Annotated in this window: 9 protein-coding genes, 1 riboswitch and 2 other annotated features (1 of these 12 cut by a window edge); all 9 genes read right to left on the bottom strand. The window is 33.3% G+C overall.

All coding sequences use genetic code 11. The features are described from left to right. Nucleotides 1-40, bottom strand: a sequence feature (ribosomal protein L20 leader region) (it extends 90 nt beyond the left edge of the window). A 59-nt stretch (nucleotides 41-99) separates the two neighbouring features. Then, nucleotides 100-1,590 carry an amino acid permease gene (locus tag ACM6UH_RS06720; protein WP_002483062.1) on the bottom strand — a complete coding sequence of 497 codons (1,491 nt, stop codon included), beginning with the start codon at nucleotides 1,588-1,590 and terminating at the stop codon, nucleotides 100-102. Nucleotides 1,591-1,801: 211 nt separating this feature from the next. Next, nucleotides 1,802-1,974, bottom strand: a riboswitch (Lysine riboswitch). 59 nt (nucleotides 1,975-2,033) lie between these two features. Beyond that, nucleotides 2,034-3,971, bottom strand: coding sequence for a threonine--tRNA ligase (thrS, locus tag ACM6UH_RS06715; protein WP_011302924.1), 1,938 nt, complete (start codon nucleotides 3,969-3,971; stop codon nucleotides 2,034-2,036). A gap of 89 nt (nucleotides 3,972-4,060) precedes the next feature. After that, nucleotides 4,061-4,275 (bottom strand) — a binding site (T-box leader). Nucleotides 4,276-4,322: 47 nt separating this feature from the next. Continuing rightward, a complete protein-coding gene (gene dnaI, locus ACM6UH_RS06710; protein WP_047504015.1) occupies nucleotides 4,323-5,246 on the bottom strand; it encodes a primosomal protein DnaI in 924 nt (307 codons plus the stop codon). Next, nucleotides 5,243-6,616 (bottom strand): replication initiation and membrane attachment family protein, encoded by a 1,374-nt coding sequence (locus ACM6UH_RS06705; protein WP_011302922.1) that lies wholly within the window; start codon nucleotides 6,614-6,616, stop codon nucleotides 5,243-5,245. Before ACM6UH_RS06705 ends, dnaI begins: the two co-directional genes overlap by 4 nt. Next, the gene (gene nrdR / locus ACM6UH_RS06700; protein WP_011302921.1) at nucleotides 6,616-7,086 is read right to left on the bottom strand and encodes a transcriptional regulator NrdR; all 471 of its coding nucleotides are present in this window, start codon (nucleotides 7,084-7,086) and stop codon (nucleotides 6,616-6,618) included. Before nrdR ends, ACM6UH_RS06705 begins: the two co-directional genes overlap by 1 nt. 269 nt (nucleotides 7,087-7,355) lie before the next feature. After that, on the bottom strand, nucleotides 7,356-8,381 hold the full coding sequence (gap, locus tag ACM6UH_RS06695) for a type I glyceraldehyde-3-phosphate dehydrogenase (protein ID WP_047504022.1): 1,026 nt from the start codon (nucleotides 8,379-8,381) through the stop codon (nucleotides 7,356-7,358). A 272-nt stretch (nucleotides 8,382-8,653) separates the two neighbouring features. After that, nucleotides 8,654-9,274 (bottom strand): dephospho-CoA kinase, encoded by a 621-nt coding sequence (gene coaE / locus ACM6UH_RS06690; RefSeq protein WP_002483056.1) that lies wholly within the window; start codon nucleotides 9,272-9,274, stop codon nucleotides 8,654-8,656. Nucleotides 9,275-9,289: 15 nt separating this feature from the next. Next, a complete protein-coding gene (mutM, locus tag ACM6UH_RS06685) occupies nucleotides 9,290-10,162 on the bottom strand; it encodes a bifunctional DNA-formamidopyrimidine glycosylase/DNA-(apurinic or apyrimidinic site) lyase (RefSeq protein ID WP_047504025.1) in 873 nt (290 codons plus the stop codon). Between the two features lie 15 nt (nucleotides 10,163-10,177). Continuing rightward, nucleotides 10,178-12,808: a DNA polymerase I gene (gene polA, locus ACM6UH_RS06680; protein ID WP_069793603.1), complete on the bottom strand. Its 2,631-nt coding sequence runs from the start codon at nucleotides 12,806-12,808 to the stop codon at nucleotides 10,178-10,180. Nucleotides 12,809-12,890: the final 82 nt, after the last annotated feature.

Below are 12,890 nucleotides of genomic sequence, written 5' to 3'. Positions count from 1 at the left end.
CGTCGCAACAGGTGAGAAGCGGGAGCTTCTACTTGGTTCGTTTCGTATTCAACGTTACCTATCTTATCAATAATACATATACAAGTCAATAGCTTTTTATTATTTATTAATTTCTTCCATATCAACATCTTGTCGTAAGTTCACTTTTTCCAATGGAACCATTTTCGTTTTATATCTCACTTTATGATAAATGAAGAACGCCAAGAATACTGGAATTCCCATATAAGTGATAACAAACCTGTTAAGGTCAAAGTCACCTGTTTTAATAAAATCTACATCTTGTCCAATAATAACTAATACACACAAGATACCAGCAAATATAGGTCCAAATGGGAATAATTTCGCTTTATATTTCAATTTAGACTTATCATAATCTTGTTTATCAAATGCTTTTCTAAATCTATAATGACTCACAGCTATACCTACCCATGCGATGAAACCAGTCATACCACTCGCAGCTACGATATATTCATATGCATCACCACTCAAGTGTTGCAATATAAATATGCCTATAACTATGATTGCTGTAACGATTAAAGATACATAAGGAACACCGCTTTTATTTGTTTTACCAAATATAGGGTATGCCAGTTTATCTTTACTCATTGAATAAAGCATTCTAGTTGAAGCATACATACCTGAGTTACCTGCAGAAAGCACTGAAGTTAAAATGACTGCATTCATGAATGACGCAGCAAATGCTAAGCCTGCATTTTGGAATACTAATGTAAATGGTGAAGTAGAAATATCATCTCCGCCGCCCATTAACGCTGAACTATCGTAAGGTATTAGCATACCGATTACAAATATAGCAAGTATATAAAAGATTAATATTCTCCAAAATACTTGTTTAATTGCTTTTGGAACTGCGCGTTCTGGATTTTCAGATTCACCAGCAGTAATACCAATCAATTCTGTACCTTGGAATGAGAAACCTGCCACTAAGAACACACCTAAAATAGTAAGTAAACTACCTCCAAGACCGTCACCTAAAATAGGTCCACCGCCTTTAGTAAATGTATCAAAGCCTACAAATTCGCCTCCCATAATACCTAGAATCGTTAATAGACCAATTGCAATGAAAATAATTACAGTAACTACTTTAATTAACGCGAACCAATATTCACTTTCGCCATAAACTCGTACAGATAATGCATTAAGTCCAAAAATAATAATTAAAAAGAGACAACTCCAACTCCAAGCCGGAATACCAGATAACGGCGTCCAATATTGAATAACTTGCGCAGCTATTGTAACATCGGCAGCAACAGTAATTACCCAGTTAAACCAGTAGTTCCATCCCAATGCAAATCCTAATGAAGGATCTACAAAGCGTGTAGCATATGTACTAAACGATCCAGATACAGGTAAATACGTCGCCATCTCTCCTAATGAAGTCATAAGAAAGAAGACCATTGCTCCAATGATTGCATATGCTAAAAGCGCACCAAGTGCACCAGCATCGTGGATCGCACCACCGGAAGTCATGAATAGTCCTGTTCCAATACAACCCCCAATAGCAATCATGGAAATATGACGGTCTTTCAACCCTCTTTTAATCCCAGTGTTTTGATTTTCTTGATTTGCCATAGAAGCTCCCTTTCTTTAAATTTAGAGGCTAACTTTCTATATGATTAATCCAATACGTTTATAGTAAAACATTGTCATCTGTATTCAGTATATCCATTACACATGACTTCATATTTTCGCTCTATCCCGTTAATGTATTTTCAATAATCATTAAACCAAAACAAAATGGTTGCATACCCATTAGATATGCAACCATTTTAATAATAGCATTTATATAGGTAGCACATCACATATGTGACAGTCCAGTTTCTTTCGATAACTGTCCCAACCTGTATTGTAAATGGTCAATACAGGTTTCGGCATTTTCACCTTTCATGCATTCAACATATGCCCCATCTGGCTTCTGAATCATTACTCTTTAAAAACGCAACCTCTAACTCAAATTTAATTTTTTTATTACTCACTAAACTGTAATATACATGATTTTAACAATAGTTTCAAGACTATCTTTGTTTTTTCAATCTGATTTCATCAACTAAGTTCCAAATGAATTCATCTTTTTCAAGCGTTTCTTGATCTTGGGAACCATATTTTCTAACATTTACTTCTTTGTTTTCAACTTCTTTGTCACCAACGACTAGTTGATATGGGATTTTTTGCATTTGTGCTTCTCTAATTTTATAACCCATCTTTTCATTACGATCATCAATCTCTACACGTACACCTTGAGATTTTAGTTCATCTTGAATAAGTCTTGCATAATCATAATGTAAGTCAACATTAACTGGAATAATTTCTACTTGTTTTGGTGCTAACCAAGTTGGAAAGGCACCTTTAGTTTCTTCCGTTAAGAACGCTACGAAACGTTCCATAGTTGATACAACACCACGGTGAATAACTACGGGTCTATGCTGTTCGCCGTCATTACCTATATAAGTCAATTCAAATTTTTGTGGTAATAAGAAATCAAGTTGCGCTGTAGATAAAGTTTCTTCTTTTCCCATCGCTGTTTGAACTTGTACATCTAGTTTAGGACCGTAGAATGCCGCTTCACCGATGGCTTCTTCATAGTCTAATCCTAGTTCATCAACCGCTTCTTTTAACATACTTTCAGCTTTAATCCACATCTCATCGTCATCAAAGTATTTCTCTTTATCTTCTGGATCTCTATAACTTAAACGGAAGCTATAATTCTCAAAATTAAAGTCATTATAAACATCTATAATTAAATTAACTACGCGTTTAAACTCTTCTTTGATTTGATCTGGACGAACAAAAATATGCGCATCATTTAAAGTCATACCACGAACACGTTGCAATCCTGAAACCGCACCACTTGCTTCATAACGGTGCATTGTACCAAGTTCAGCAATTCTAATTGGTAGTTCACGATATGAATGCGGTTTATTAGCATAAATCATCATATGATGTGGACAGTTCATCGGTCTTAATACCATTTCTTCATATTCATCTAATTTCATTGTCGGGAACATATCTTCTTGATAATGATCCCAGTGTCCAGATGTTTTATATAAATCAACGTTTGCCATTACTGGTGTATAAACGTGATCGTAACCCATACTCACTTCTTTATCTACGATATAACGTTCAATTTCACGACGGATTGTTGCACCATTAGGCAACCATAGTGGTAAACCTGCGCCTACTAACGGATTATTAGAAAAGAGTTCTAACTCTTTACCAATTTTACGATGGTCACGTTCTTTTCTTTCTTCAAGCATTTGCAAATGGGCTTTTAAATCTTTTTTATCAAAGAAAGCTGTACCATAGATACGTTGCAACATTTTATTATTGCTATCGCCACGCCAATAAGCACCCGCAGTTGATAACAATTTGAATTCTTTAATTTTTGAAGTTGATGGTACATGGACCCCACGACATAAATCAGTAAATTCTCCTTGTGTATACAATGTCACATTTTCATCTTCTGGAATCGCATCAATTAATTCTTGTTTATACGGATCATCTGAGAAAAAAGCTTTTGCTTCATTACGTGACACAACTTTGCGCTCAATTGGATAATTTTCGTTCGCAATTTGTTTCATTGTTTTTTCAATTTTTTCAAAATCATCCGATGAGATACTTTCTTCCATATCAAAGTCATAGTAGAAACCACCTTCAATAACAGGTCCAACACCAAAATGAACCTCACCATACAAACGTTTTAATGCTTGCGCCATTAAATGTGCTGTAGAATGACGTAAAACTTCCAACGCTTCATCTGAACCAGGTGTCACGATTTCAATATCTCCATCACTTTCAATAGGTCTAGTTAAATCAATTAATTGTCCATTCAACTTGCCTGCCACAGCTTTTTTTCTTAATCCTGGGCTGATGGATTGTGCGATATCTTCAGTTGTTGTTCCTTTGTCAAATTCCTTTGTATTACCGTCTGGAAATTTAATTTTAATTTGATCCATGTCACATTCCTCCTATTTTTTTCAAGCTCTTAAATCTTTACGAATCACCTTATGTTACTACTCAATAACACAAAAAGACCTCATCCCAAAAAAGGGACGAGGTCTTCGTGGTACCACCCTAAATTAAAGTTATTCAACAAAAATATTGCATAATAACTTTACTCTACATAAGATAACGGTCTTGAGCCGGATGTTTATTACAACATCATTGACGAAGTAGTAATCAATAAATATACCTACCAATTCTCAACAAACATTGGTTCTCTGTGAGGTATCCATTTATTCATCTTGTCTCCGTATTATTTCGTAAGATTTAGATTTAATTATATTATACAACATTTATTTCAAATTTCAATCATTCCGGTAATTTTTTCCTTCTAGATAATACGGTATAGAAAGTGTTTTAATTCGCTCCATAATTCTGGCAGCTTTTGTCTTTTCAGTGCCGTCTCTCGTAACTGAAAGATGATATTCTAATTCTTCGAAACTTAAATTTGAACTGAAGAAAGTTGGCAGTTCTTGAACCATTCTATAATGTAAGAGCGGGCCAATGACTTCGTCTCTTGCCCATGGTGTAATTTCTTCAGCACCAATATCATCCAACATGAGTATATTCGCTTCTCTGACTCTTTGAAGTTTAGACTCAAAACTACCGTCTTTAAATCCGCCTTTTAACGAACGAATAAACTCTGGTAAATAAACGATGGTCGATGATATTTTTTCAGTTTTCAATTGATTCGCTATAGCACCTAATATAAAAGATTTCCCCGTTCCAAATGGCCCGTGTAGATATAAACCTTTCACTTGCGATTCGTGATTTGTAATTTTGTCGCAGATTTGGTTTGCAGCCATAGCAACATCTAATCTATCTCTTCTGTCCATATAAATATCTTCCAACTTAGCATCTAGTGTGTCGCGTTGCATGTGATGGGATGTAATCAAATGTGCATTAAACTTTTCTTCATCATGTTTGATTTTGCAAGGACAAGGTAAATAGCGAATCTTTATATGATTATTTTCAATGTACAATTCAGGTATGTGTCCTTTAACAAAATTGGGACAATCTTTATAAGCATGACCATCATAATGCTTTTCTTGGTCTTTATATTCTTGCAAAATATTTAAATCTTCATCAATCATTGCATTGGTCAATTCGGACTTATGTGTCTCTAAAAATTGTTTGACGTCTGGATCTTTGACGACATCTTTTTTGATTTTTTCGATGCGTTTTGATAAATCATTTGATTCACCCATAATATGGTTGAAAGATTTCATTTATTGTCCTCCTTCCATCTATTTTTTAATTGATTAAGAAATTGTTCTCTATCTTTTTTTAATTTCTCATCATCTTCATCTTTGGATGGTTCATTCGATTGCTTATTATCGCGTTCTTCTAACCATTTTGGTGTCATTTCTCTGGAAGCTAATTGTTTCTGTTTATAATTACGTTTATTAGATTGGTTTTCTTTCTTAGGCTGATTTACTTTCACGGCGTATTGATATGCTTGTTCTGCTGTTTTAATGCCTTTTTTCTTCCAATTAGATGCAATCTCAAATATATAGGATTTAGGCAGCTTCATATCTTCTTTTAACATTACAAACTGCAATAGAATATTAATAACGCCAAATGATAAATGTTCACGTTCAATCAGTTCTTCAATCATATATTTTTGTTGGGTAGTTGGTTCAGACTCTGACCATGATGCAAGCATATCAATAGGACTTGTTTCCTCCAATTGTTTAAGCCAACTATCATTTTCACTTTCAGTTTCCACTGGTTGATTCTCTAGTTTAGTTTCACTATCCGCTTCTGTTTTAACATTTAGTGTAGGCAATTGTTGTTCATGCTCCATTAAATAATACGTTCTTGCATGTTTACGCAATTCTTCAAATGACAATTCTTGTGCACTTGTGATGGATTTTAATATGATGCGTTTCATTGCTTCAGGTGTCAATCCATATAATGTAGCAATTTGTGTGATTAATATTTTAGCATCTTTATCAATTATTTTTGCACTTATAAAATGGCTTTGTAATAAATCGTAAAGTGTCTCAAAATCAAACTGAACTTGACTTAAGTTTAAACCAGTATATGCTGTTTCTTTTTTTTCTATACCATCATTTTCCACCGTTTTATTTGGCACTTTAAATACATCAGTGAACGTACGAGTCACATCTTGATATTGACTATAATCAATACGCTGATCACTCTCGAAATGCCGTTTGAGTTGTTGATAACGTTGTTTACTTACCTCACTATATAAATAAACAGATAACATAGGGTCGTTAAAAAATTGTTTCGCAGAAGGTGGTTGAATCAAATCATAAATAAACGATGAATGTTGTGCACTGTGATTAACATATGATTTAACAAGGCCTGTACCTTCTAACAAATCCATTTCTTTTCTGAATTCCAACAAATTTATTTTTAATTCACTCATTATAATATAGTGAGTTAAAACAGTATCAGAACCAACTTCCGCAAATTGATTCAAGTAATGATATAAACCAATCGCATTCATACCAATCATGGGCGTAAACAATCTATTTAATATTTCTAAATGGTTATTATTTAAATTAAAATCACGAACAACATTGAAATTATCATGTGGTCTCAAACCATAATCGTAGGATTGTAACCCCATTAAGAATCACTCCGTTTATTTTCAGCTAAAATACCTTGCATAGATTGTAGTAACTGGTCTACATCCTTAAATTCCTTGTATACAGATGCAAATCTTACATACGATACTTGATCTACATGCATCAATAAATTCATAACATGTTCACCAATTTCTCTTGATGAAATTTCAGCACGACCCTCATCACGTAATTTCCATTCGACATTATTTGTAATGTCTTCTAATTGCTCATATCGTACTGGTCTTTTCTCACATGAACGAACTAAACCATTTAATATTTTTTCTCGTAAAAATTGCTCACGTGTACCGTCTTTTTTAACTACGATGAGTGGTCTTTTTTCTATATGTTCAAAAGTAGTGAACCTTGTTTCACACTCTTCACATTCTCTTCTACGTCGAATCGCATTAACTTCATCTGCATGTCTAGAGTCCACAACACGAGAATGAGTCGAATTACATTTCGGGCATTTCATCGAATTATCACCCTCTCTTTTTGATTACCTTACATTATACTATAAATATGCAAGTCACAAAAGATTCGCTATTACACTATATCTATATCGTATAGCATAATTCAAAAGAAACGCCGTATAATTAAGATTTATTAACTTTAAAGCTAATATTAACGAAGAAATAATAATAAAATTAAAAACGCCTCGTAATATAGTTTATAAATTAACAACTATGTTACGAAACGTTTTAGATAATTATTTTTAAAATTTGTAATCGCTATTTTTGAAAATTAATTTGCTACAGCTGCAACATCGTTTTTAAGTAATTGTCCAATTTGTGTGGCAACATCAACTACTCTATTAGAATAGCCCCATTCATTGTCATACCATGCAATCACTTTAACTTTATTATCTCCCATTACCATTGTACTTTGTGTATCGATAATGGCCGAATGTGGATTCGTGTTAAAGTCCATTGAAACGAGTGGTGCATCTTCGGTAGAAATGACACCTTGTAAATCATTCGCTTCAAAAGCTTCGTTCACTTGTGCTGCTGTTACATTTTCATTTAAATCAACCACTAAATCAACGAGTGATACATTTTTTGTAGGTACGCGTAAAGCCATTCCATGTAATTTCCCTTCTAATTCTGGCAATACTTCTTTCAATGCTTTAGCAGCACCAGTTGAAGTTGGAATAATACTTTCATTACATGAACGTGCACGTCTTAAATCTTTATGTGGATTATCAATATTATTTTGGTCATTGGTAATGGCATGTACAGTTGTCATCAAGCCATTTTGGATACCAAATTGATCATTTAATACCTTTGCAACCGGACCGATACAGTTTGTAGTACATGAAGCGTTGCTAAAAATATCATATTTCTCAATATCTAATTGGTCATTATTAACGCCTTTGACAATCATTTGTACATCTCCACCCTTAGATGGACCTGTTAACAATACTTTTTTAGCACCAGCTTTAATATGTGCTATCGCTTTATCTCCGTGGTTAAATTTACCTGTTGCTTCTATTGCAACATCTATATCTAATTGCTTCCATGGTAAATTTTCAGGATTTCTATCAGAAACTAATTGAATTTCGTGATCATCAACTTTAATTCCCGATTCTATTGGCTCTACTTTAAAATCATAAACGCCATGTGTTGTATCATAATTTATTAGATGTGCAATTGTTTCCGGTGGGTAACTCGCATTTATCGCCACTACATTTAAATCTTTATTTTTTAGTGCGATTCTCAACACCATTCTACCTATTCTACCCATTCCGTTAATTGCTATATTTGTCGTCATTCGAAGCACCCCTCGTCTTAGTGTTATACTTTATGGAAATAGTATAACATAAATATTTATTTAGGAAAGCGTTTTCTATAATAAATTTAAAAACTTTAGCATTAAGGCTTTTATGTTTTCTAATATTAATCAGTAAGATTTTCGTATATATCCTATTCTCACTTATGCATTTCCTTAAATATTAATAATAAAAACACTTAAGTTATTAGAACGTCTCTTATATAAAAACCACCCAATTATCAAAGATAATTGGGTGGTTGTAATCACTTTTATTAAAGTACATCTTCAGAATGACTCTCTATATAGCCTTCTTCTAATAATAAATTTTCTAAATTTTGTTTTAGTTCTAATTTTGTATCACGATTATCTATTTCATGGTCTGCCATTCTACGTTTTTTATCTATAGAAATTTGACTATAAACACGTGCTTTCGCTTCTTCCATTGAAATATTATTTCGTTCCATCAATCTATCGATTTGTATACTTTCTGAAGTATATACTAACCAGACTTCATCGACAGTATCTTGTAAATTATTCTCAAATAATAATGGAATATCCATAATGACATGATAACCTTCGCTTAAGTATTGTGCTTTTTCTTTTTCCATAATTTCTCGCACAATAGGATGTACGATTTCATTTAATTCTAATCTCTTTTCAGGTTGATTAAATACTACTTCGCCTACATAAGCTCTATTCATTTCACCATTTTCATCAATAGCTTGCTCACCAAAGGCTTCTTTCACACGTTCTAGGCCTTTTGTACCTTTTTCTACTGCTTGACGTGATGCAATATCTGCATCTACGATTTTAAAACCATGTGCACTTAATAGTTCTGATACCGTAGATTTACCTGATGCGATACCACCAGTTAGTCCTATAACTTTCGGCATATTCTCACTCTTCCTTTATTGTTGACAAGTTGGACAAAAATGACTATTTCTCGTTGCAATTACTTGTGTTGCAATGTCATCGCCACAAACTTTACAAACTTTTTGTTTATATACGTTTAGGTGTTGCTGCATTGTACCTGTACTACCATCAGCATGACGGTAATCTGAAATGCTTGTTCCACCATATTTTATACCCGCTTCCAGTACTTCTCGAACATAATAGAATAACATTTCTCGTTCCTGATGATTTAAATCTTTTGGTAATCTAGCTGGATGAATACCTGATCTAAATAATGCCTCGCAAGCATATATATTTCCACATCCTGATATGACACGGTGGTCTAGAATCATTTGTTTGATTGGTTTATTTTGATATAACTTTTTATCAAACCAAGCCAAATAATGTGCCATAGCTTCTTTTTCAAAAGGTTCTGGGGCAATTTCTAAAAATGATGGGTAAGCTTCAAATGAAGCAACGTTTCTAATTTCACCAAAGCGTCTAATATCTGAATACACAAGTAATTTGTCATTATCTAATTTAAATATGACATGCCAGTGTTTGCGATAATTTGGCACACTAATATCTTCAAGCTTATCTACGACAAAAAATCCACCAGCCATACCTAAATGACTTATTAGAATTCGCTTATCTCCATCTTTTTCTAAATAGAAGACAATATACTTACTTCTTCGCTCAATATCAACAATCGTATAAAGCCTAGTGAATCGTTTAAAAGTATCAAGCTCCATACCTTTAACAATGGTTTCTCTATGATTCGCTTTTCCTTCTTGTACTTTATCAGAAAAGAGAATAGATTCTATTTTTTGCCCTTTTACAAATGGCTTAATGCCTCTTGTTACATGTTCTACTTCAGGTAATTCAGGCACTTGTTCACCTACTTTCTATTTTGCGTCATACCATGTCTTACCATAACTTGTTTCAACTTTGAGTGGTACGTCTAATGCCAATGCATTATCCATTATTTCTTCTATAAATTCACTAAAAGCCTCTACTTCATCTTTAGGTAATTCAAAAATTAATTCATCGTGTACTTGTAATAATAATTGCGCATGAAAATCAGTATGTTTAACTTCATTTACAAAATTAACCATTGCCAATTTGATAATATCTGCGGCACTGCCTTGTATCGGTGTATTCATAGCCGTTCTTTCCGCAAAACCACGTAAATTAAAGTTTCTACTAGTGATGTCCGGAATATAACGACGGCGATGTAATAGTGTCTCAACATAACCTTGCGCTTTACAATCTTTAACAATATCTTCCATATATTGTTTCACACCAGGGAAACTATCGAGATAATCATCAATAAACTGCTTTGCTTGTTTACGTGTAATACCTAAACTTTGACTTAACCCATAGTCGCTTATGCCATATACGATACCGAAATTTACTGCTTTCGCTTGTCTACGCATTAGACTATCAACTTCATCTGGCTGTACATTAAATACTTTCATAGCAGTTGCTGTATGAATATCTTCATCATTGATGAATGCTTGTTTCATGCTCTCATCTTGAGTAATATGTGCAAGTACACGTAATTCAATTTGCGAATAGTCAGCTGAGAAGATGACATTGTTATCGTCACTAGATTTAAATGCCTTTCTAATTCTTCGACCTTCTTCTAAGCGAATTGGAATATTTTGCAAGTTAGGATCTACAGATGACAATCTACCCGTTTGTGCAAGTGTTTGATTAAAACGCGTATGAATGCGATTATCTTCACTAATCACTTTTTGCAGTCCTTCTACATAAGTAGATTGTAGTTTTGATAATGTTCTGTACTCTAAAATATAGTCGATAATAGGATGTTGTCCTTGTAGTTGCTCCAGTACATCTACGGCCGTAGAATAACCTGTTTTAGTTTTTTTAATAACAGGTAATTCTAATGTTTCAAATAGTACCACGCCTAATTGTTTTGGTGAGTTAATATTAAATGATTCGCCAGCCGCGTTATAAATATTATTAATTAGTACATCAAGTTTCGCTTGAATTTCTTTTTCCATTTCTTGCAAATCGGTTGCTACTGTGTAAATGCCAGTTTCTTCCATTTCACTTAAAATACGTGCTAACGGTAATTCTAAATCATCTAATAAGTTAGTTTGATTATATTCTTCTAACTGCGCTTCCATTTTTGGTTTAGTTTTGTTAATTGCTTCGATAATCGTTCCAACGTGATGATCTAAAATATCATCCTCAGGTACATGTCTTTTTTTACCTTTACCAAAAACTTCTATATTTTCTTTCACATAATGTTGATCAAAATACGAAACCACAGAATTCACATCATCAATTGTGCGAGATGGATCGATAATATAACTCGCGAGCATAACATCAAAAACGATATGTTTAATAGCTATGTCTAAGCGATGTGCAACAATATATGATTTTTTAGCATCATAGACGATTTTTTCTGTCTTATCATTTTCTAACCAAGCTATCAATTCCGGATAGTCATGAACCTTATCCGCATCAATGACAACATGATTTGATCCATCATATAAAGCAAATTTCAAAATATCATCTTTCAAATAATTCGATCCATCTAATTCAAAATGAATAGTGGCTTCTGATAATTCATTAAAATCTACATTACTAAAATCCGATGTAATTTCAAGTTCTAATTCTTCAGCAGAAGTATGCGTGCCCTCTACATCGACTTGATCTAAAAGCTGCTTAAATTCAAGTTTTTTAAAGATATCAATTTTTGCTGTTGAATCAGGACTTTCAGGTAACTTCGTATCTGCTAAAGTGACTTCTATAGGGCTATCGCAGTTGATTGTAGCAAGTTCTTTACTCATTAAAGCATCAGATTTACTATTTTCTAGTTTTTCTTTTAATTTTTTACCAGACACTTCTTCAATATGATTATAAACATTTTCAACAGTAGAAAATTGCTTCAATAACTTGATTGCTGTTTTTTCACCAACCCCAGCCACGCCAGGAATATTATCTGATGCATCGCCCATCAATCCTTTCATATCAATGATTTGATTTGGGACTAAGCCATCATATTTTTCAGCAATAAATTCAGGCGTATAATGATCAACATCTGTTACGCCTTTTTTTGTGTAATAGATTGTTACATCATCTGTAGCTAACTGCGTCAAATCTCGATCACCTGTAACAATTATTGTTTCAAATTTTTCTGCATTTGCCTGTTTACTTAATGTTCCTATAATATCGTCAGCTTCATAATTGTCTAATTCGTATCGTTTAATTTGATACGCATCTAACAATTGTCTGACATATGGAAATTGTTCACTTAGTTCCGGTGGTGTTTTTTGACGTCCACCTTTATATTCACTATATTGTTCATGTCTAAATGTTGTTTTTCCTGCATCAAATGCAACAAGAAAATGTGTAGGCTGTTCTTCTTTAATTATTTTCTCAAGTAACATCGCAAAGCCATAAACAGCATTGGTATGTATACCTGCCTTATTTTGTAAAAGTGGTAAAGCATAAAAAGCTCTAAAGCTCAGACTGTTACCATCAATTAAGATTAATTTATTCAATGTTTTAACCTCCAACACATATTTATATTTATTTTAGCATAAAAAACTCCCGTAACTGTATTGATACGTCATATTTGCGATA

Origin of the sequence: Staphylococcus sp. LKG4-2 (assembly GCF_050955665.1) — a bacterium.
GTDB lineage: Bacteria > Bacillota > Bacilli > Staphylococcales > Staphylococcaceae > Staphylococcus > Staphylococcus saprophyticus.
This window is presented reverse-complemented; position numbering and strand designations above follow the sequence as displayed.

Coding starts and splice junctions, on each gene's coding strand:
- ACM6UH_RS06720 (WP_002483062.1), bottom strand. CDS start 1,590: ATGGCAAATCAAGAAAATCAAAACACTGGGATTAAAAGAGGGTTGAAA.
- nrdR (WP_011302921.1), bottom strand. CDS start 7,086: ATGAAATGCCCGAAATGTAATTCGACTCATTCTCGTGTTGTGGACTCT.
- thrS (WP_011302924.1), bottom strand. CDS start 3,971: ATGGATCAAATTAAAATTAAATTTCCAGACGGTAATACAAAGGAATTT.
- ACM6UH_RS06705 (WP_011302922.1), bottom strand. CDS start 6,616: ATGGGGTTACAATCCTACGATTATGGTTTGAGACCACATGATAATTTC.
- coaE (WP_002483056.1), bottom strand. CDS start 9,274: ATGCCGAAAGTTATAGGACTAACTGGTGGTATCGCATCAGGTAAATCT.
- gap (WP_047504022.1), bottom strand. CDS start 8,381: ATGACGACAAATATAGCAATTAACGGAATGGGTAGAATAGGTAGAATG.
- dnaI (WP_047504015.1), bottom strand. CDS start 5,246: ATGAAATCTTTCAACCATATTATGGGTGAATCAAATGATTTATCAAAA.